Raw genomic sequence first — 20,095 nt, forward strand, 5'->3', positions numbered from 1 at the left:
GTAGCCATCGAACCTGGGCATCAACACCTGTTCGCTGGCCGCCATCGCGGTGGCGGAGATCAGGCTAGTGGCCAGGGCGAAACACAACGGGGCAGTTCGGAACATCTTCATGGAACTCCTTCTCCTGATAAGTAGAACGTCATGTCAGACGGCATCTGCCTGGCAGGCGAACAGCATTACGCGGATTTTTCACAGCGCGCCAGCAGAATCTCTTCGCATCATGGTCGTGGCCATTGCAAGACAGCGGGCAGAACCGCCCCACCTCTGCGTGGAGGCTTGCACAAAGAAGTACATGCCGAGGCAAATACGACAATGGCGGAGTGGTTTGTGATCGTGTCCCTGACGTATTTGACAAGCTGCCATGGCGCCTGGATCCGAGGCAAGATCTAAAAATGTGATTTTCATCACAGGTGCGACCTTGCCACTTTGTCAATTTGAAAACCGCTCATCCGCGCCCGTATCGTAGAGGTACTCAAGGATACGGGATCGGTGGATGATGGAACTCGATGGGCATCGGATCAGTGCACGTGTTGCTTTCCGCGCACTTTGCCCTCTGCTGCTGGCATCACTGCCGCTGCTGACCGCATGCGGGGGCAAAGAGCGCGCACCTCCGCCGTATGAAGCCAACCCTTCGCCGAAGGAGGCGTATGAGGTGGTGGTTACTACGCATGATGCGCCGGAGGACATGTTCCTGTCAGGCGCAGCGGTGGGCTACGTGATCGCCGATGAGAGCTGCCTGCCCCCAATCGACAACTTCGAAGGCGTCAGGTATGGGATCGAAAAGCACCTGGTCACGATTTCCTTGAGGAAGATTACTCCAGACAAATATGTCGGAACCTATTTCCGGGACGGACTGGCGAGCAAGGACTACTTCGGCCATGGCGTCTGCTCGTGGGAAGTCCAGTACGTCAGCGCAAGCCTCAAAACGCGCAGCACTGAGTCGTTTACTTACTTCTCCATCAGCACATCGCCGGAAAAGAAAACCACCACCCGTTACGCCCCAAAGGAGATCAAGCCACTCTTGGACGACGGTCGGATCTATCCCGCGAGTGATTTCTCTGAGGGCAGATTTGCGAAGGAAATCAGCGCGTCTCAGCGCAGCAGATTCTTCTCATACAGCATATCAATCATCACAAGGAAGGATGAAAAATGAATTCAAGGATCCATGCTGGACTGTCCAATGCGGTGTATGAGGCCCCCAAGCGGGACGAGAAAGGACAGCTGGAGCGCGTCCACATTGGCGATCAGGAATTTTTGCCTGTCAAACACATGGACATGCCCAGCGGCTACCAAGGCACGATCTACAGAAACGTGGAAACCGGCGATTACGTCGTCGCCCACCGTGGAACCGAGTTTGACCGCCAGCCGTTGATCGACGGCGCAATCGACGTCGGGATGGTCACCACCCGCTTCAATGGGCAGCTCAAGGACGCGTTGGAACTCACGCGGGAGGCCAAGGAAATGGCTGATCGCGAGGGCAAGAATGTCTCCGTCACCGGCCATTCGCTGGGCGGTGCGTTGGCGCAGGTCACCGCACATCACTACAACCTGCCCGGCGAAGCCTTCAATCCCTACGGCGCCAACAGCCTGGGTTACCGCATTCCAGCAGGTCAGCCCAGCAACGCTGCACCTTTCACCAACCATGTGATGGCCGGCGATTTCGTCAGTGCGGGGGGCAAGCATTACGGCAATGTCGAGATGTATGCGCTGCCTAGCGAACTTAAGACGCTGCGCAATGTCGAATTCACTTCCCGTGCGATTGGTGGAGCGACTGCCGAGGCTGTCAAGCAGCTGACGGCAGCCGCGCTGGGTGATTCCCATCGAATGAAGCACTTCGTCGATCACGTTGAAAACGGGGTACTGATCAAATCGATTCTCGAGAATCCCTCAGCGCGCATCACTGACCCCGACGACCAGCGCCGCGCGGATGCCTACCGCACCAGCATCCACCAGGTGCGTGCCGCCGCCACGGTGATTTCTCGTGGAACGCCGGGTCTGGTAATGGATGCCATCGATGCCATCCGCCGTCCGGATGAACCAGGCGCCTATGCACAACGTGAGGCAGCTGCAAGGCAGGCAACTCCACCGTTCAACCCGGTCGAACACCGCAACGCCCCGGGCTCCGATGGCGGACCGCTGCGGGACAACCCCACCTTCCACGCCCAATCTCCATTGGGAGATCGGTTGAACGACCTGCTCAACGCAGACCCCGACCGCTTCAAGGTCCTCAACCAGCAGATGTCCACGCTCGACGCCGGCCAGGCGTTGGACCACCAGGCGCGCGCACAGGCAAATGCCGAAGACCGCGCGCGCGGACATAGTCACGAACAGGCAGCCCAGCAGTCTGCGCAACAGGAACAGGCCACATCGGCCATGAGCCGTTGACCCAATGGAGACACCCTCATGGATGAACGCGAACTGGAAGATCTGATCAGCAAGACCGCCCTTCTGATGGAGCGCTACCAGCGGATCTGCACCGAGCTGGGCCAGCAGCAGTCACAGCTCTCGGCCGCATTGAACGGGCTGGCACAGTCGCTTCCCGAGCAGTTCCGGGCCAGCGCCGATGCTGCCGTCGCCGGCCTGAGCCGGGAGAGCACGATGGCGGTCAAGCAGGCGTTGCTTGCACCGGTAGGCGCCTACGAACAGCAACTGGCAGCATCGGCCCACACGGTCGGCCGCAGCAGCGACGCCTTGGCAGCCGAAGTGAAGCGACTGCAGCTTGCAGCGCGTGGCGTGCTGTGGAAAAGCGTCACCGTTGCCGTGGCATCGGTGGCGATCCTGCTGGGGGGCGCCGCCTGGCTGGGCGCGCGCTACGCCACCGAAATCGAACGCAGCCAGATCGAAACGCAGTTGCTGCGTGCCTACAACCGCGCCGATGTGGTGCTGTGCGGGAAGGAACAGCTGTGCGCGAACGTCGACACCCGCAGCAAGGGGCTGGGTGACGATGGGCGCTATCGCCAGGTTCGTCCCCGCCCGTAGACGGGGACGAACGCTGCTGGATCAGGCCTTGGCGAACACCAGATGGCCACCGTCGTTGCCGACTTCGATGGTATCGCCGTTGACGAAGGCCCCCGAGAGGATATTCTGCGCCAATGGGTTTTCCAGCTGTGCCTGGATCGCACGCTTCAACGGACGCGCGCCGTACACCGGGTCGAAGCCCACATTACCGAGCAGGTCGAACGCGGCATCGGACACCACCAGCTTCAGCCCACGCTCGGCCAGACGATTTTCCAGCCCACGCATCTGGATGCGCGCGATCTGCTTGATCTGCTGCTTGTCCAGCGGGTGGAACACCACGATGTCGTCCAGGCGGTTGATGAACTCCGGACGGAAGTGCGCCTGCACCACGCCCATCACCGCCGCCTTCATCTGCGTATAGGCCTCCGGGCTGTCATCGCTGCCCATGTCCTGGATCTGGTGCGAACCCAGATTGGACGTCATCACGATGACGGTGTTGCGGAAGTCCACGGTACGGCCCTGGCCATCGGTCAGGCGGCCATCATCCAGCACCTGCAGCAGGATGTTGAACACATCGGTGTGCGCCTTTTCCACCTCGTCCAGCAGGATCAGCGAATACGGGCGGCGGCGCACGGCCTCGGTCAGGTAGCCACCTTCCTCGTAGCCCACATAGCCCGGGGGCGCACCGATCAGGCGGGCGACGCTGTGCTTCTCCATGAACTCGCTCATGTCGATGCGGATCATCGCGTCGGCGCTGTCGAACAGGAACTCGGCCAGCGACTTGCACAGTTCGGTCTTGCCCACGCCGGTCGGGCCGAGGAACAGGAACGAGCCGCCCGGACGGTTCGGGTCGGACAGGCCGGCACGCGAACGGCGCACCGCATCGGAAACGACCTTGATCGCTTCTTCCTGGCCCACCACACGGTTGTGCAGCACCTCTTCCATGCGCAGCAGCTTGTCGCGCTCGCCCTCCAGCATCTTGTTGACCGGGATGCCGGTCCAGCGCGACACGACTTCGGCGATTTCCTCGTCGGTCACCCGGTCCTGCACCAGCTTGAAGTCGTTGTGCTCGGCCTCCTGGGCCGCGGCAAGCTGCTTTTCCAGCTGCGGCAGCAGGCCGTACTGGATCTCGCTCATGCGCGCGAAATCCTGGCGGCGCTGCGCAGCTTCCAGGTCCAGCTTGGCCTGCTCGACCTGTTCCTTGATCTTCGTGGCGCCCTGCAGTGCAGCCTTCTCCGACTTCCAGATTTCATTGAGGTCGGAGAACTCGCGCTCCAGGTCATCGATGTCATTTTCCAGATCGGCCAGGCGCTGCCGCGAGGCCTCGTCCTTTTCCTTCTTCAGCATCTCGCGCTGGATCTTCAGCTGGATCACCCGGCGTTCCAGGCGATCCAGCTCCTCCGGCTTGGAATCGATCTCCATGCGCAGGCGCGAAGCAGCCTCGTCCATCAGGTCGATGGCCTTGTCCGGCAGCTGGCGATCGGTGATATAGCGGTTGGACAGCGTGGCCGCGGCAACGATGGCCGGATCGGTGATCTCCACCCCGTGGTGCACCGCGTACTTTTCCTTCAGGCCACGCAGGATGGCGATGGTGTCCTCCACCGACGGCTCGCCCACGAACACCTTCTGGAAACGGCGCTCCAGCGCGGCATCCTTTTCGATGTACTTGCGGTACTCATCCAGCGTGGTGGCGCCCACGCAGTGCAGCTCGCCACGGGCCAGCGCCGGCTTGAGCATGTTGCCCGCATCCATCGCGCCATCGGCCTTGCCCGCACCCACCATGGTGTGCAGTTCGTCGATGAACAGGATGATCTGCCCTTCGCTCTTGGCCAGATCGTTGAGCACACCCTTCAGGCGCTCCTCGAACTCTCCACGGAACTTGGCACCGGCAATCAGCGCGCCCATGTCCAGCGACAGCACGCGCTTGCCGCGCAGGCCTTCGGGCACTTCATCGTTGATGATGCGCTGGGCCAGGCCCTCGACGATGGCGGTCTTGCCCACGCCAGGTTCACCGATCAGCACCGGGTTGTTCTTGGTGCGGCGCTGCAGGACCTGGATGGTGCGACGGATTTCCTCATCGCGGCCGATCACCGGGTCGAGCTTGCCGCTCTCGGCGCGCGCGGTCAGGTCAATGGTGTACTTTTCCAGCGCCTGCCGCTGTTCTTCGGCGTTTTCAGACTGCACGCTCTCGCCGCCACGCAACGTGTCGATGGCCGCCTGCAGGCGTGCCTTGTCGGCGCCGGCAGCGCGCAGCGCCATGCCCAGCGTGCCACTGTCTTCCAGTGCGGCCAGCACGAACCACTCGCTGGCGATGAAGGCATCGCCGTTCTGCTGGGCCAGCTTGTCGGTGTGGTTGAGCAGGCGCCCGAGGTCGTTGCCCATCGAAACGTTGCCGGCCTGGCCCGATACCTTCGGCAGCGCATCCAGCGCCTCGGTCAGGCGATCGCGCAGCACCGGCACGTTCACGCCGGCCTGGGCCAGCAACGGGCGCGTGCTGCCGCCCTGCTGATCCAGCAGCGCGCTGAACAGGTGAGCAGGTTCGATGATGCTGTTGTCGCGGCCCACGGCCAGCGACTGCGCGTCGGCCAGCGCCTGCTGGAAACGCGAGGTGAGCTTGTCCATCCGCATTGCGAATCCTCATCGGTCATCAGTGCCGGCCCGCGCCGGCGATGCAGGGAAGATGCGGTTGCCCCACCCGGTTTCAAGGGTGGCTGCGACTGCACCGGTGGGTCGGTCAGCCAGTGGCAAGCATGCGCTTGCGGCCGTGGGCGCCACGTTGATCCTGCGCAATCGGCCCCGGCACTGGCATGCCTGAGGGACCAATGCCATACTTGCGAATCATTCTCATTTCGATCCTCGGCCGGCCACGCCTTCCGCATGCACGCACATCATGACCCATTGGGGACGCTGTACCGCGACCACCATCGGTGGCTGCAGGGCTGGCTGAGTGGCCGTGTGGGCAACCGGGATGTTGCCGACGACCTCACCCAGGACACCTTCGTGCGCCTGCTGCAGGGCCGCGATCTGGCCGCGCTGCGCGAGCCGCGTGCGTTCCTGACCACGGTGGCGCGCGGGCTGGCCGCCAACTGGTTCCGCCGCCAGGCGCTGGAAAGGGCCTACCTGGAGTATCTGGCGCAGTTCCCGGAACCGGTCCTGCCCTCGCTGGAGGAACAGGCGCTGGTGCGCGAAGCCCTGCAGCACATCGACGCGATGCTCGACGGCCTGCCGGCGATGGCGCGCCGTGTGTTCCTGCTGGCCCAGTTCGACGGCCTGCGCTACGAGGCCATCAGCGAACAACTTGGGCTTTCGCTGTCCACGGTGAAGCGGCACATGAAGCGCGCCCTGATGGGCTGCCTGGCGCAGGCCTGCTGAGCATGGGCGCCGAGGCTGCAGGCGAGCGCACGTTGTCACCCCGTGTATTGGAACAGGCCGCCGACTGGCTGATGCGCCTGCACGACGATGGCAGTGCCGTGCAGCGCGCGCAGTGGCAGCGCTGGCACGATGCCGACCCCGACCATGCGCGCGCCTGGCAACGTGCCGAGCGTCTGCTGGCGCTGAGCGGCAAGGTGCCGCCCGCGCTGGCCCACGGCGCGCTGCAGCGCCCTGCATCGCAGGCACGCCGGGCCGTACTGCGCAGCATTGCCGCACTGCTGGTTGCACCACTGGGTGGCTGGCTGGCCTGGCGGCTGTACGACGAGGCCGCCTGGGATGGCAGCCCGCGTACCGCCGTGGGCGAGCGCCGCCGCCTCGTGCTGGACGATGGCAGCGTGCTGCAGCTGGACACCGACACCGCCGTGGATATCGCCATTGATGGCCAGCAGCGCCTGCTGCGGCTGCGTCGTGGGCAGGTGCTGGTGGAAACGGCAGCCGACCCGCAGCAGCCTTCCCGCCCCTTCGTCCTGGCCAGCCCGGCCGGGCGCATGCGTGCGCTGGGCACTCGCTTCAACGTGCACCATGCCGCGGCCAGTACCGCGCTGGCCGTGCTGGAAGGGGCGGTGCAGGTCGCGCTGGCCGCACAGGGCCAGCAGCGCATCATCAACGCCGGCAGCCAGGTCCGCTTCAGCGCCGATGCCTTCGAGGCCACGCAGGCCGTTACGCCGGCCATCGATGCATGGGGCACCGGCATGCTGGTGGTCGATGCGCAGCCGCTGCGCCGCGTGCTGGAACAGCTCGGGCGCTATCAGTCCGCCTGGCTGGGCTGTGACGATGCGATCGCCACGCTGCCGGTGTCCGGCGCCTTCCCGCTGGATGATCCGGCGCGCAGCGTGGCGATGCTGGCCACCGTCCATCACCTGCAGGTGCAGCGCGGTCCGGCGGGGCTGTGGACGCGCCTGCGCCCGGCAACCTCACGTTGAAAGCCTGTGTCCACTGCGGTGACACTTTTTCCGCAGCTGGGTGGCAGAGGTAGTGAATCCTTCCCTCGCGTGCCTTTCATGCCTTCCATCACCCATACGTTCCGGCTCAGCCTGCTGGCTGCTGCCCTGGCCGCCACACCCGGCTTCGCCCAGGATGCCCCGCTGCAGGCGGTCGCCTCCACCGAGCAGGCCGAAAGCCCGCTGGGCCTGGCCTTGAGCACGTTTGCCGCCCAGCGCGGCGTCGCCCTGTCGTTCGATCCGACGCTGGCCGCCGGGCGCACCGCGCCGGCGCTGTCAGGCACCTTCAGTACCGAACAAGGCTTTGCCCGCCTGCTGGCCGGTACCGGGCTGCGCCTGCAGCCACTGCCCGATGGCAGCTACACCCTGGCAGCGGCCGACGCGCGCCCCGCCGGCAGCACGCGGCGCACCCAGCCCCTGCGCGTGGGCGGTGACGGCCAGGCCTTTCACTACGCCGAAGGCCTGCGGCTGGACGAGGACTACATGCGCGCCCAGGCCACCGGCAACGGTGACATCGGCCGCCTGCTGCGGATCAATCCCGCCGTCCAGTTCGACAACGCCCAGCAGAGCAGCTTCACCCCCGGCGACATCTCGCCGGCCAATGTCAGCATCAACGGCGCGCCGTTTTACCAGAACGCCTTCGTGGTCGATGGCATGAACTTCAACAACGACATCGACCCCGGTGGCGATCCTTCGCCTTACCGCCTCGCGACCGCCCCCGGCAACAGCCAGGCCTTCGCCCTGGACACGGACCTGCTGGCCGACCTCACCGTGCTGGACAGCAACGTCCCGGCGGCCTACGGCGGCTTCAGCGGTGGCGTCATCGAGGCCAACGTCCGCACACCGAAGGATCACTTCTCCGGCAGCGTGTCCTACCAGACCACGCGTTCGTCCTGGACCCGATACCTGCTGGACGAAAGCATGCGCGAGGACTACGCCAACGCGTCGTCGTGGGGCGATGGCCAGCCCGAGTTCACCAAGGAAACCTGGCGCGCCACGCTGGAAGGCAAAGTGACCGACACGCTGGGCGTACTGGCCAACTTCACCCGCAAGCGATCCACGATTCCGACGTACTTCTATTCGGCGCACCTGGTCGACAGCTACGGTGAAGAACGGGAAATCCAGCGCCAACGCTCGGACCAGGCGATGGTGAAGGCAGTCTGGGAGGCCAGTGACCGGCTGACGGTCGATGCGTCGTTCACCCACGCGCCCTCGGAAAACCAGCTGTTCCGTTCCAACATCCGTGGCGCCGGTGTGCGCATCGACGGTGGCGGCACGATGGTCAACCTGGGTGCCACCTGGCTGGCGGACTGGGGCACGATCACCCAGCGCTTGAGCTGGAGCCGCAGCGAACAGTCGCGTGATGCGCAGAGCGATGATTACTTCACCTGGCAGCATTCGGCCACCAAGGACTGGGGCACGAACGCCTCCACCCTGGAAGGCGAGTTCGGTGACATCGAACAGTTGCAGCGTCGCCTCACCTACAGCGCCCAGGTGCAGAGCAACCCGTTCGACTTCGGCGGTGGCGTGCATCAGCTGACCAGCGGCGTGGAGCTGACCCGGGAAAGGTTCGACTACCGCCGCCTGACCGAGAACAGCACTTACACCACCCCGGCGCGCACTACGACCTGCACCCTGGATACCGGTGAGGTCGATACCGCCTGTGACATGGGCCGGACCACGCTCGGGGCCTGGCCCGGCCAGTACTTCACGCGCCGCACCCGCTACGCCACCGGCCACATCGGCTTCAACGTGGAAAGCTTCGCTGCGCACATCGACGACGACATGCGCTACGGCAACGTCTCGATCCGCCCGGGCCTGCGCATCGAGCGCGACAGCTACATCGGCCAGACCACCGTCGCACCACGCTTCGCACTCAGCTGGGAACCGCGCGACGGCACCCTGCTGACCTTCGGTGCCAACCGCTACTACGGCCGCAACATGGCCACCTGGAAACTGCGCGACGGGGTCAACCAGCTGCGCTACAACAGCGAGCGCCGCACCAGCCTCAACGGGGCCTGGACCACCGGCACCCAGGCCGGCAATGACACCTACTTCAACATCGACAAGGTGGGTTACGCCGATGAACTGATGCTGGCGTGGCGGCAGGACTGGGCGGGCTGGCGCTTCAACCTGAAGGCCGTCAACCGTCGGCTGCGCGACCAGGTCATCAACGTGAGCGGGCGCATCACCGGCATCACCCCGGACGATCCCACTCTGGCCAGCAACTACACGACCTGGTCCAGCACCGGCAGCGGCCTGAGCAACATCTACTCGCTGACCGCACAGCCGCTGCTGGGCTGGTCGGCCGGGGCCACGCATACCCAGGCGCTGTTCGCGCTGGACTGGACCGATGTGCGCAAGGCGGTGCCGTTCTACGACGACAGCGCCGACCTGTTCTACCTGAACCCGTGGATCCGCTACGACGGCCGCTACATGCGCTACCAGCAGAAGCCCGCCGACAACTACACCCGCCCGTGGACGGCGCGCATCAACACCATCACCCGCATCACGCCGCTGGACCTGAGCGTGACCAACATGCTGGTGTACTCGGCCGGCTACCGCAGGATCGCCAGGACATCGCTGACCGAGATGTACCAGGGCGAGCGCATCGAGGTGTGGGAGGAGCGGCAGTTCTCCCCGTCGCTGACCTGGAACGTCCGCCTGGGCTGGGAACGTGAACTGTCCGCACAGGCCGGTACGTTGCACGCAAACGTGGACATCAACAACGTGCTGAACCGCCGCAACGTCTACGGCGCCTCCCCGGCAGTCGGCAATGTGCCCCTGTATGACATCGGCCGGCAGTTCTGGCTGGAAGTGGGCTACCGCTACTGACCGTATCGTGCCGATGACCACTGCAGCGGCGCCCCGCGTGCGCGCCCGACTACCCCTGCGCCTGGTCCTGTCCGCCGCCGCCCTGTTGCTGGGCGGTGCGGGCGGGCTCGCACCCGCACGGGACACACCCTGCCCCGATGTGCTGCCCGAGCGCCCGGACATCGCCTGCCTGCGCGCGCTCTACAGCAGTCCCAGCACGCACTGGCCCACGCCGCAGGTCGAACCCGGCGTGGCTTGGCAGGAACTCGCGCCACTGCCGGTACCGGTCGATCCGGCAGGTAATCCATCAGCCCCGGCCAAGGTCGCGCTGGGGCGTCGATTGTTCTTCGATCCGATCCTGTCGAAATCACGGCAGCTGGCGTGTGCCAGTTGCCACGACCCGGACCTGGGCTGGGCCGATGGCCGCCGCGTCTCGTTCGGCCACGACCGTCAATCCGGCCGCCGCAACGCGCCCAGCGTCGCCACCAGCGCACATGTGGCGCCGCTGTTCTGGGATGGGCGCGCGGCCACGCTGGAAGCGCAGGCGCTGCATCCCATCGCCGATCCCATCGAAATGGGCTTCAGTACGCAGGGCGCGGTGCGTCGCCTGCGCCGCGATGCGTCCTACCGGCATGAGTTCAACGAGGTGTTTGCGCAGCCGCGCATCGATGCGGCCCAGCTCGGCCAGGCCATTGCGGCCTTCGAGCGCAGCCTGTCGCCACGCAACAGCCGCTTTGATCGCTTTCTGCGCGGCAATGCGCGCGCACTCGACGATGCCCAGCTGCGCGGCCTGCACCTGTTCCGCACGCAGGCCGGCTGCATGAACTGCCACAACGGGCCCGCCCTGACCGACAACGGCTTTCACAATCTGGGCCTGCACTTCCACGGTCGCCCGCGCCAGGATCTGGGCCGATATGAAGTCACCGCTGACCCGGCCGACAGCGGCCGCTTCCGAACGCCCTCGCTGCGCGGCGTGGCAAACACCGCGCCGTACATGCATAACGGCCTGATCCCGCGCCTGTCCGGCGTGCTGGCGTTCTACAACGTGGGCGGCGGGCAGCCGCGTGCACCGGCCTCGCTGCCAGCGGATGCGCCGCCCTTCCCGCTGCCTGATCCGCTGCTCAAGCCGCGCGGCCTCAGCCGCCAGGATCTGCAGGACATTGAAGCCTTCCTGCAGAGCCTGTAGCTGCAATCAGCCGCGCGTGATCGCCGTGCGGATCGCACGCAGCTGCTGCTTCACCGCGCGCTCCTGCGTGGCATCCATGCGCAGCAAGGCCTTCTGCCCAACCGAACGGGCCTGCAGATCGGGATCGGCGAAGCGATAGCGGCCACGTTCATCACGCACCACCGCCAGCGGCCGCGCCGGTTCCGGGGTCTGCAGCAGATGATCGATCACTGCCACCAGGCGGTCGTTGAAGTAACCCTGCGGTCGCCCGAGGTCGACGTAGGCCTGCTGGATCAGCGGATAGAAGCGCCTGTACGCTGTGCCCGCTGCCGCCGGATCGAGCGCGGTGAAGGCCTGTACATAGGGCGCGTAACGGGCGGCATTGACTGCAGCAATCTGCTCGCTACCCTCGCCCGTTTCCACCTGCAGGCCGCCAGGCAATGGCCGGGTGGCCAGCGCCGATGGCGGAATGCTGGACTTGTCGAGGTTGTCCACATGGGTGACCAGGCGCTGGATCAGGTGGTCACGCAGCAGCAGTGCCAGTCCACTTTCGCCCTGGAACAGACCACTCAGTGCAGTCCATGCGGTGGTATCGCTGTCTTCCATCTTCGGCAGCGCCGGATCGGCAGCGGCATCGGTGTCCAGCGGATGCTGGATGGCCGGTATCGAGGGCGTGGGCTCCGTAGTGTGCGCTGCAGGTGGTGCCGCGGTCGAAGGCACGGCTGCCTGAGTCGGCACCTGCACGCGATCGGCCAGGCCCTGCCATTGATCGCGGAACAACCACGCGCCCACGCCCCCCACCATCACGATGCCCAACACCCACGGCCACACGGCCTTTCCACGCTGCTGCATGCTGCAGTACCTCGCTTTTCACTTGCACGTCCCCAGTATGACCCGCTTCACCTGATGCGGTTCCCCGGCTGTTGGGGCTGCGTTGTGCTTGGCGTGGACACCATGCTCACGCCTGCTTTGCGTGCGACGCGCGAGGATGCATGCAGTTCTTCGCGGAGAGGACCATGCACTACGCGCTTTATTACTGGACCGGCATCCAGGGCCGTGGCGAATTCGTGCGGCTGGCACTGGAAGATGCCGGTGCCGAATACGCTGACATGGCACGCATCCACGGCGATGCGGTGATGGAGCCCTTTCTGCGCGGAAAGGCTGAGGGCGGGCAGCCCTTCGCTCCGCCTTTCCTGAAGGCCGGCCGGCAGGTGATCGCCCAGGTCGGTGCGATCCTGGATTTCCTCGGGCCCCCGCTGGATCTGGTACCGCAGGCTGCGGCCCGTCGGGTGCAGGCGCTGCAGCTGCAGTTGACCATCGCCGATCTGGTGGCCGAGGTGCACGATACCCACCATCCCATCGCCGCGTCGAAGTACTACGAAGACCAGAAAAGCGAAGCCAAGGCACGCGCCGCATCGTTGCGCGGCGAGCGCCTGCCGAAGTTCCTCGGCTATTTCGAACGGGTGCTGTCGGCCAACGGCGGCCGGCACGCGCTGCGCGAGCATTCCTACGTGGATCTGTCACTGTTCCAGCTGCTGAGTGGGCTGGATTACATGTTCCCGAAACGGATGCAGGCGCTTGCGCCCACCCTGCCCCTGCTAAGGGCGCTGCAGGAGCGGGTGGCGAAGCGGCCGAACATCGCTGCCTACCTGGCCTCGGAGCGGCGGCTGGCGTTCAACGAGAACGGCATCTTCCGCCATTACCCCGAGCTTGATGGGGACACCTGACGCCCGGCATGGCCCGGCGTCCCCCGTCAATGTCCGGCGTCAGCCAGCGGCTTCACCGGCTGCTTCTGCAGCGACAGCAGCCCCAGCAGCACGGCCAATGCCACGTAGGCCCCGGCGAACTGCCAACTGATGATACGCGCCAGACCCTGCAGATCCCATGGCAGGTAGATGCCCCCGCGCGGGTCGACCGAATGGATCAGGCCGAACAGCGTCAGACCCGCCGCCACCAGCAGGAAGCCGCAGGCGCGGCGCAGGCGGCCATCGACCATCGCCGACACCGTGGCGATCCACAGCATCGAGGTGATGATGAAACCGTTGCCCAGCGCGAAGATCACCGCCAGTTCCGGCAGGCCGTGTCCATCGACATGGGTCAGCAACGCGGCCATCTGCTCGGCGGGAATCCAGCCCGGCGCCTTGATCGCCAGCAGGTAGGCCGCCGACGGCAGGAAGCCCAGCACCATCGCACCGGCGTGCTGGCGCGGCGTCGCCTGGAACGCCTGGGTGGTGATGTCGATGGACACGTACACGATGATCGGTGCCAGCACCGCCAGCGGCAGCCACTGCACCAGGCCGGAGATGATGCCGAGCATGCCGCCGATGCCGACGAACAGGCCCGTCAGCAGCGTGTAGCCGCTGCGTGCGCCCATGTGCTTGTAAGCAGGCTGGCCGATATACGGCGTGGTCTGGGCGACGCCACCGCAGACACCGGCCACCAGCGTGGCCACCGCTTCCACCAGCAGGATGTCGCGGGTGCGGTAGTCATCACCGGCCGCGCGTGCGCTCTCGGACACGTTGATGCCCCCGACCACCATCAGCAGGCCGAACGGCAGCAGCAGCGGCAGGTAGGTCATCGCCGTCGGCAGGCCGTCGATGAAACCCAGCGTGGGCAGCGGCAGCACCACCTGCGGCGGCACCCAGGCCGGAATGGCAAAGCCCGGCACACCGAAGCCGGCCAGGCCCAGCCCGTAATACAGCACGGTGCCGAACACGAAGGCCAGCAGCACGCCCGGGCCACGAATCGGCAGCTTGCCCTTGGCGATCAGCACGTACAGCAGCAGGCCGAGCGTGGTGAAGCCCACCAGCGGCGAACGCAGGGTTTCCAGCAGCGGCAGCAGGCCCATCAACACCAGCGCGATGCCGGCGATGGAGCCGAGCAGCGCCGCACGCGGCAGCGCACGGGTCACCGCTTCACCGAAGAAAGACAGGATCAGCTTCAGCACGCCCATGATGACCAGCGCGGCCATGCCCAGCTGCCAGGTCGCGATGGCCGCGGCATGCGGGTCCATGCCCTGCTGCTTGAAGGCGACGAACGCCGGGCCGAGCACCAGCAGGGCCATGCCGATGCTGGTCGGTGCATCCAGGCCCAGCGGCATGGCGGTGACATCATCGCGGCCGGTGCGCGCGGCCAGACGCCGCGCCATCAGGGTGTAGAGCAGGTTGCCGACCAGCACGCCCAAGGCGGTGCCGGGGAACATGCGGCCAAACACCACGTCGGCGGGGAACTGGAACAGGCCGATGAGGGCCATGGCGATGAAGCCAAGGATGGACAGGTTGTCGACGACCAGGCCAAAGAAGCCGTTGAAGTCGCCAGCGACGAACCAGCGCCGTGGCGCAGCGGAAGCGGAAGCGGACATGGAAGGGGCGGTGGGGGTGGGGACCGCCGATGGTAGGCCCAGCGGGGCCCGGGCGCCAATTCCGGCGAAGAATGACCGGATCCAGCCAACTGAAAGGCCCCGCGTGGCGCCCCCCGAGGTAGAGTCGACTGTCAGTCGACTGGCTTGCAGGGCTTGGCCTGGCGGTAGGCTCTCGTTGAGCAGCCGGGCATGGCCCGGCTCTTCAGGCGATATTTCCGATCATCTCCGCGCCATCCACGCATGGCGTGGATCTACTGGCCTATTTCTTCAGGAAGTTGTCCACCAGCAGGTGCTTCACATCATCGAAGCGGCCGTTCAACACCGCCTTGGCCGCATACAGCGCAGTGCCCGCCACCTGCTTGGCCTCGATCTGCGGCGGCATCACCAGCTCGGCGCGGCTGGTATGCACGTCCAGCAAGGCCGGGCCGCGCTGGGCCAGGAAGTCCAGCACCGCCTCCTCCAGGTCTTCGCTGCGCGTCACCGTGCGGCCGTGGAAGCCGATCACTTCAGCAAGACGACCGAAGTCAGGGTTCTTCAGGTCGGTATAGTTGTCCAGCAGGCCCTCTACCTTCTGCTCCAGCTCGACGAAGTTCAACGAGCCGTTGTTGAACACCACGACCTTGATCGGCAGGTTTTCCTGTACCGCCGTCAGCAGATCGCCCAGCAGCATGGCCAGGCCGCCATCCCCGGACAATGAGATCACCTGTCGGCCGGGGAATGCCTTCTGCAGGCCCAATGCCTGCGGCATCGCATTGGCCATCGTGCCGTGCAGCAGGCTGGTCAGGGTACGCCTGCGGCCGTTCACCCGGATGTGCCGCAGCACCCACACCATTGGCGAGCCGCCGTCGGCGGTGAACAAGGCATCATCACTGGCATGCTTCGACAGCAGTGCGGTCAGGTGCTGCGGGTGAATCAGTTCGCCCTCGCCGGGCTGCTCTTCCTGCTCGCGCGTCTGCAGCGCCTTGTCGCGGTGGGTGATGCACTCGTCCAGGAACGTGCTGTCCTCGCGCGGCGGCAGCATCGGCAGCAGCGCATCGAGGGTCGGTGCGATGTCGCCGACCACACCGAGATTCACCGGGTGGCGGCGGCCGAGGTGACTGCCATCGCGGTCGACCTGGATGATGGTGGCCTTGTCAGGGTAGAACTGGCCCCAGGCAAAGTCGGCACCCAGCAGCAGCAGCGTGTCGCACGCCATCAGCGTGTGGAAGCCGGATTCAATGCCGAAGATACCGGTCATGCCCATGTTGTAGGGGTTGTCCGGCTCAACGAAGTCCTTGGCGCGCGAGGTGTGCGCCACCGGCGCCTGCAGCCGCCGTGCGAGCTCCAGCAACTGCGCATGCGCGCCCTGGCAGCCGGCACCGGCATAGATGCCGATGCGCTTGCCCTGCCCCAGCAACTCGGCAATGCGCTGCAGTTCCGCATCGGAGGGGCGCAGCACCGGCTGGGCGTAGTGCACCGAGAACGGCACATCGTGCTTCACCTCCGCCTCGCTGATATCGGCCGGCAGGATCACCACCGCCACACCACGGCGGCTGATCGCGGCCTGGCAGGCCAGCGCGACCACCCGCCGCGCCTGTTCGGGGCTGTGCACCTGTTCGCAGAACACCGTGCAGCTGCCGTACACCGCTTTGAAATCCACTTCCTGCGGGAACTCCATGCCCAGTTCGCTGGTGACGATCTGGCTGGCGATCAGCACCATCGGCGCGCGGTTGCGGTTGCTTTCAAAGATGCCGTTGATGAAGTGCAGGCCACCGGGCCCGCAGGAACCTGCGCAGGCAGTCAGCTGCCCGCTCACCAGCGAATCAGCGCCCGCAGCGAAGGCCGCCACCTCCTCGTGGCGCACGTGCACCCATTCGATCTCACTGCGATGCATCGCATCGGTCACGTGGTTCAGGGTGTCGCCGACGATGCCGTAGCAACGACGGACGCCCGCCTGTTGAAGGGTATCGACAACGATCTCGGCCACGCGCTTGCTCATCGGACACATCCTCGAACGGGGGAGCCCCCAAGGCTAGACCCGACGAAGTGATGCTCCCGCCAAAAAAGGGGACGGAGGGGATCAAGTCGTTTATGGCAGATACGACTTAATCCCCTCCGTCCCCTATTTCAGTGGGTCAGAACGAGACGTCGACTGCCTGCCGCGACCACAGCACCGACTGGTGGTGGGTCTGCTGCTTCCATGCCAGGCGGATCGCTTCGATGTCCGCACGGCGCTGCGGGCTGTCTTCGTGCAGCACCACCAGTACCTTGGTGCGCAGGCGGTTGGGCGCCGCATCACCACGGAACAGCCACTGGCCGTACGCATCGAACACGGTCAGGCCATCGGGGAAGCGCGGGGTCACTTCCTTGTCCAGGAACGCGCGCCACTGCGCCTCGCTGATCGTGTCGGCCTGCGGACGGTCGCCCGCGCCCTGCTCTTCGCCCACGCCGAAGTACAGCTCACTGCGCACCCAGCCCGTGCCCTTGGACGGCCGCGCGGCATCGCCCTGCATCTCGGCGGTGGTGGCATAGGCGCTGGGCGCCTTTGAGGACAGGCTCGCACAGCCGCTGGTGGCCAGCAGCACGGCGAAGATCAGGCCAAGATGTTTCATGGGGACAGCACTCCGGGAAGGGGAAAAAGCACGACAAAGGGGCACGGAGGGTACACCTGCGTTTCTGTTGCGGTTGCAACCAACCTCTCATGCCGCAGAGGCATCAGCTGATGTGATCGGGAACGGGGCTTGCGCCACACCCCTTCCTCACGCCAAGATAATATATCGCTTCATCCGGATGGATGTACGTGAAACCATTCCTCCCCCGCCCCTCCCACGTCGTTGTTGCTGGAGTCTGCATGTCCCCCCGCCTGTCCGCGTCGCCGCTCGGCCTCGCCATCGCGCTCGCCCTGTCCCCCGCCCTCGCCTCTGCCCAGGATGCGGCCACCAACCTGGACACGGTGATCGTCACCGGCACCCGCGCTGCCGACCGCACCGTGCTCGAATCCACCTCGCCGGTGGACGTGCTCACCGCCGAGGACATCCGCAAGGCCGGCGTGGTCAATGGCGAGCTGGGCAGTGCATTGCAGGCCCTGCTGCCGTCGTTCAACTTCCCGCGCCAGTCCAACTCCGGCGGCGCCGACCACGTGCGTGCCGCCCAGCTGCGCGGCCTGTCGCCCGACCAGGTGCTGGTGCTGGTGAACGGCAAGCGCCGCCACCACACCGCGCTGGTCAACACCGACAGCAAGATCGGCAAGGGCACCACCCCGGTCGACTTCAATTCGATCCCGGTCAGCGCCATCAAGCGCATCGAAGTGCTGCGTGACGGTGCCGGCGCGCTGTACGGCTCCGATGCGGTGGCCGGCGTGATCAATGTGATCCTGGACAACGGAGCTGACGGCGGCGAGATCGAAGCCAGCTACGGTGCCAACCACACCGACCTCAAGCCGATCGGCCGAACCCTCACCGATGGCCAGACGGGCAACATCAGCGCCAAGGTCGGCACCTCGCTGGGCGAGGACGGTGGCTTCCTGCGCGTGGGCCTGGAATACAAGAAGCGAAACGGCACCAACCGCGCCGGCTACGACCTGATTCCGCCGTGGGACCAGACCGAGGCCAACCTGGCACTGCAGGGCAAGCGCAACTACGTGCTCGGCGATGGCACCAGCAAGGACATCAACCTGTGGCTGAACACCGAGATCCCGGTAGGAAGGACCGCAACGTTGTATGCCTTCGGCACCTTCAACCAGCGTGATACCGAAGGCGCCAACTACTTCCGCTATCCCGACAGCGACGCCAACTGGAAGCAGGTCTACCCGAACGGTTACCGCCCGATTTCCGAGGGCGAGAACCGCGACGTGCAGACCGTGGCCGGCGTGCGCGGCCAGTGGGGCGAATGGAGCTACGACGGCAGCGTGGATTACGGCCAGAATGATTTCACCTACCGCCTGCGCGATTCGCTCAACGCCTCGCTGGGCCCGACCAGCCCGACCCGCTTCAAGACCGCCGATTACCAGTATGCGCAGACCGTGGGCAACCTCGACCTGAGCCGCGTGTTCTCGCAGAGCGACAGCATCACCCATACCCTGGGGCTGGGTGCCGAAGTGCGCCACGAGCGCTATGAAACGCGCCCGGGTGACCCGGCCAGCTACGCCGCTGGCCCCTACACCGACCGTCCGACCGGCTCGCAGGCCGGTGGCGGCCTGACCCCGCAGGATGCAACCTCGCTGGCCCGCGACGTGGCCAGTGCCTATGCCAGCCTGGCCAGCCAGTTCGGCGATCACTTCTCCACCGATTTGGCCGCGCGTTACGAGCACAGCGACGATTTCGGTGGCGAGCTGACCGGCAAGCTGGGCCTGCGCTACGAGTTCACCCCGGCCTTCGCCCTGCGCGGTGCCATCTCCAACAACTTCCGTGCACCGTCGCTGGCGCAGATCGGCTACGAATCCACCTCCACCGGCTACAACGCCGCCGGCCAGCTGGTGCAGGGCCGTCTGCTGTCGGTCAACAACCCGATCGCACGCGGCCTGGGCGCGCAGGATCTGAAGCCGGAAAAATCGCTGAACACCTCGCTGGGCTTCACCAGCCGCATCGGTGAGCACTTCGACCTGTCGCTGGACTTCTTCCAGATCGATATCGACGACCGCATCGCCCTGTCGGAAAGCATCACCGGTGATGCACTGACCGACTTCGTGGCCGCCAGTTACGGCGTCACCGGCCTGCAGAGCGCCAGCTTCTTCGTCAACGCCGCCGACACCCGCACCCGCGGTGCCGAGCTGGTGACCAACTGGCGCCAGGCCCTGGGCGATGGCCAGCTGCTGCTGACCGGCACCTACGCTTACACCAAGACCACGCTGAAGAACGTGCTGGCCACCCCGGCCCAGCTGCAGGCACTGGACGCGGATTACGTGCTGTTCGGCATCGAAGAAACCAACACCCTGACTGATGCGACCCCGCGCAGCCGTGCTGGCTTCTCGGCCGGCTGGAGCAACGACCACTGGTCCTTGAGCAGCCGCGTGAACCGCTATGGCAGCGCCACCCGCGTGTTCAATTTCGGCGACGGCTACATCCCGCGCCAGACCTACCAGGCCGAATGGCAGCTGGATGCGGAAGTGGAGTACCGCTTCAACACCCGGTGGAGCGTGGCCATCGGCGGGCAGAACCTGACGGACAACTATCCGGACAAGTCCAACGACGATATCTACTACTACGGCAATCTGCCGTATGACGTGCTGTCGCCGATCGGCAGCAACGGCGCGTACTACTACGGCCGCGTGCGTTACGCGTTCTGACCTGCAGACCGGCCTGCCCATCACCGTGATGGGCAGGTCTGGGTAGAGTCGACCGTTGGTCGACTGCTCTTCGATCAGCCCGCGAAAACCCCGCGCTGCGCGCGATAGTCGACCAACGGTCGACTCTACCCGGCGGTGGGCGCTATTCGTTCTGACCCGTA

General features: G+C 65.6%; 14 protein-coding genes. 9 read left to right on the plus strand and 5 right to left on the minus strand.

Annotation, left to right across the window (positions count from 1 at the left end):
* Window positions 1-493 precede the first annotated feature (493 nt).
* Genes ACQKDV_RS09460 through ACQKDV_RS09470 form a run of 3 tightly spaced genes read left to right on the plus strand, consistent with a single transcriptional unit; the run spans window position 494 to window position 2,979 of the window.
* Window positions 494-1,153 (plus strand): hypothetical protein, encoded by a 660-nt coding sequence (locus tag ACQKDV_RS09460; RefSeq protein ID WP_427783503.1) that lies wholly within the window; start codon window positions 494-496, stop codon window positions 1,151-1,153.
* A complete protein-coding gene (locus tag ACQKDV_RS09465; RefSeq protein WP_427783504.1) occupies window positions 1,150-2,385 on the plus strand; it encodes a lipase family protein in 1,236 nt (411 codons plus the stop codon). The genes ACQKDV_RS09460 and ACQKDV_RS09465 overlap by 4 nt, the downstream gene beginning before the upstream one ends.
* Before the next feature lie 18 nt (window positions 2,386-2,403).
* A complete protein-coding gene (locus tag ACQKDV_RS09470) occupies window positions 2,404-2,979 on the plus strand; it encodes a relaxation protein (RefSeq protein ID WP_427783505.1) in 576 nt (191 codons plus the stop codon).
* A gap of 21 nt (window positions 2,980-3,000) precedes the next feature.
* Here ACQKDV_RS09470 and clpB read toward each other — a convergent pair whose 3' ends face one another.
* Complete coding sequence (gene clpB, locus ACQKDV_RS09475; protein ID WP_427783506.1) at window positions 3,001-5,586, minus strand: ATP-dependent chaperone ClpB; 2,586 nt, start codon at window positions 5,584-5,586, stop codon at window positions 3,001-3,003.
* Between the two features lie 249 nt (window positions 5,587-5,835).
* On the opposite strand from clpB, the gene ACQKDV_RS09480 reads away from it, so the two are divergent.
* The 4 genes from ACQKDV_RS09480 to ACQKDV_RS09495 all read left to right on the plus strand — a co-directional run bounded on the left by ACQKDV_RS09480 (window position 5,836) and on the right by ACQKDV_RS09495 (window position 11,331).
* Window positions 5,836-6,330 carry a sigma-70 family RNA polymerase sigma factor gene (locus ACQKDV_RS09480; protein ID WP_427783507.1) on the plus strand — a complete coding sequence of 165 codons (495 nt, stop codon included), beginning with the start codon at window positions 5,836-5,838 and terminating at the stop codon, window positions 6,328-6,330.
* Between the two features lie 2 nt (window positions 6,331-6,332).
* Window positions 6,333-7,313 (plus strand): FecR domain-containing protein, encoded by a 981-nt coding sequence (locus ACQKDV_RS09485; RefSeq protein ID WP_427783508.1) that lies wholly within the window; start codon window positions 6,333-6,335, stop codon window positions 7,311-7,313.
* A 78-nt stretch (window positions 7,314-7,391) separates the two neighbouring features.
* Entirely contained in the window at window positions 7,392-10,166 is a 2,775-nt protein-coding gene (locus ACQKDV_RS09490) for a secretin and TonB N-terminal domain-containing protein (RefSeq protein ID WP_427783509.1), read from the plus strand.
* A gap of 13 nt (window positions 10,167-10,179) precedes the next feature.
* Window positions 10,180-11,331 (plus strand): cytochrome-c peroxidase, encoded by a 1,152-nt coding sequence (locus ACQKDV_RS09495; protein WP_427783510.1) that lies wholly within the window; start codon window positions 10,180-10,182, stop codon window positions 11,329-11,331.
* A 6-nt stretch (window positions 11,332-11,337) separates the two neighbouring features.
* Here ACQKDV_RS09495 and ACQKDV_RS09500 read toward each other — a convergent pair whose 3' ends face one another.
* The gene (locus tag ACQKDV_RS09500) at window positions 11,338-12,162 is read right to left on the minus strand and encodes a DUF3014 domain-containing protein (RefSeq protein WP_427783511.1); all 825 of its coding nucleotides are present in this window, start codon (window positions 12,160-12,162) and stop codon (window positions 11,338-11,340) included.
* 164 nt (window positions 12,163-12,326) lie between these two features.
* Here ACQKDV_RS09500 and ACQKDV_RS09505 point away from each other — a divergent pair, with 164 nt between their 5' ends.
* On the plus strand, window positions 12,327-13,037 hold the full coding sequence (locus ACQKDV_RS09505) for a glutathione S-transferase (protein ID WP_427783512.1): 711 nt from the start codon (window positions 12,327-12,329) through the stop codon (window positions 13,035-13,037).
* A gap of 26 nt (window positions 13,038-13,063) precedes the next feature.
* Here ACQKDV_RS09505 and ACQKDV_RS09510 read toward each other — a convergent pair whose 3' ends face one another.
* From ACQKDV_RS09510 to ACQKDV_RS09520, 3 genes are all read right to left on the minus strand, one after another.
* Entirely contained in the window at window positions 13,064-14,671 is a 1,608-nt protein-coding gene (locus ACQKDV_RS09510) for a hypothetical protein (protein WP_427783513.1), read from the minus strand.
* Window positions 14,672-14,930: 259 nt separating this feature from the next.
* Window positions 14,931-16,649 carry a thiamine pyrophosphate-dependent enzyme gene (locus tag ACQKDV_RS09515; protein WP_427783514.1) on the minus strand — a complete coding sequence of 573 codons (1,719 nt, stop codon included), beginning with the start codon at window positions 16,647-16,649 and terminating at the stop codon, window positions 14,931-14,933.
* Between the two features lie 136 nt (window positions 16,650-16,785).
* The gene (locus ACQKDV_RS09520) at window positions 16,786-17,262 is read right to left on the minus strand and encodes a DUF3574 domain-containing protein (RefSeq protein WP_427783515.1); all 477 of its coding nucleotides are present in this window, start codon (window positions 17,260-17,262) and stop codon (window positions 16,786-16,788) included.
* 239 nt (window positions 17,263-17,501) lie between these two features.
* Between ACQKDV_RS09520 and ACQKDV_RS09525 the strand changes: the two genes are divergently transcribed.
* Window positions 17,502-19,934 carry a TonB-dependent receptor plug domain-containing protein gene (locus ACQKDV_RS09525; protein ID WP_427783516.1) on the plus strand — a complete coding sequence of 811 codons (2,433 nt, stop codon included), beginning with the start codon at window positions 17,502-17,504 and terminating at the stop codon, window positions 19,932-19,934.
* Window positions 19,935-20,095 lie beyond the last annotated feature (161 nt).

The sequence above is a fragment of the Stenotrophomonas sp. NPDC077659 genome (assembly GCF_050268705.1).
Taxonomy (GTDB): domain Bacteria; phylum Pseudomonadota; class Gammaproteobacteria; order Xanthomonadales; family Xanthomonadaceae; genus Stenotrophomonas.

Excerpts from the sequence above, each read along its gene's own strand:
- ACQKDV_RS09505 (WP_427783512.1), top strand. The coding sequence starts at position 12,327 with ATGCACTACGCGCTTTATTACTGGACCGGCATCCAGGGCCGTGGCGAA.
- clpB (WP_427783506.1), bottom strand. The coding sequence starts at position 5,586 with ATGCGGATGGACAAGCTCACCTCGCGTTTCCAGCAGGCGCTGGCCGAC.
- ACQKDV_RS09480 (WP_427783507.1), top strand. The coding sequence starts at position 5,836 with ATGCACGCACATCATGACCCATTGGGGACGCTGTACCGCGACCACCAT.
- ACQKDV_RS09495 (WP_427783510.1), top strand. The coding sequence starts at position 10,180 with ATGACCACTGCAGCGGCGCCCCGCGTGCGCGCCCGACTACCCCTGCGC.
- ACQKDV_RS09515 (WP_427783514.1), bottom strand. The coding sequence starts at position 16,649 with ATGAGCAAGCGCGTGGCCGAGATCGTTGTCGATACCCTTCAACAGGCG.
- ACQKDV_RS09460 (WP_427783503.1), top strand. The coding sequence starts at position 494 with ATGATGGAACTCGATGGGCATCGGATCAGTGCACGTGTTGCTTTCCGC.
- ACQKDV_RS09485 (WP_427783508.1), top strand. The coding sequence starts at position 6,333 with ATGGGCGCCGAGGCTGCAGGCGAGCGCACGTTGTCACCCCGTGTATTG.
- ACQKDV_RS09470 (WP_427783505.1), top strand. The coding sequence starts at position 2,404 with ATGGATGAACGCGAACTGGAAGATCTGATCAGCAAGACCGCCCTTCTG.
- ACQKDV_RS09465 (WP_427783504.1), top strand. The coding sequence starts at position 1,150 with ATGAATTCAAGGATCCATGCTGGACTGTCCAATGCGGTGTATGAGGCC.
- ACQKDV_RS09520 (WP_427783515.1), bottom strand. The coding sequence starts at position 17,262 with ATGAAACATCTTGGCCTGATCTTCGCCGTGCTGCTGGCCACCAGCGGC.
- ACQKDV_RS09490 (WP_427783509.1), top strand. The coding sequence starts at position 7,392 with ATGCCTTCCATCACCCATACGTTCCGGCTCAGCCTGCTGGCTGCTGCC.
- ACQKDV_RS09500 (WP_427783511.1), bottom strand. The coding sequence starts at position 12,162 with ATGCAGCAGCGTGGAAAGGCCGTGTGGCCGTGGGTGTTGGGCATCGTG.
- ACQKDV_RS09510 (WP_427783513.1), bottom strand. The coding sequence starts at position 14,671 with ATGTCCGCTTCCGCTTCCGCTGCGCCACGGCGCTGGTTCGTCGCTGGC.
- ACQKDV_RS09525 (WP_427783516.1), top strand. The coding sequence starts at position 17,502 with ATGTCCCCCCGCCTGTCCGCGTCGCCGCTCGGCCTCGCCATCGCGCTC.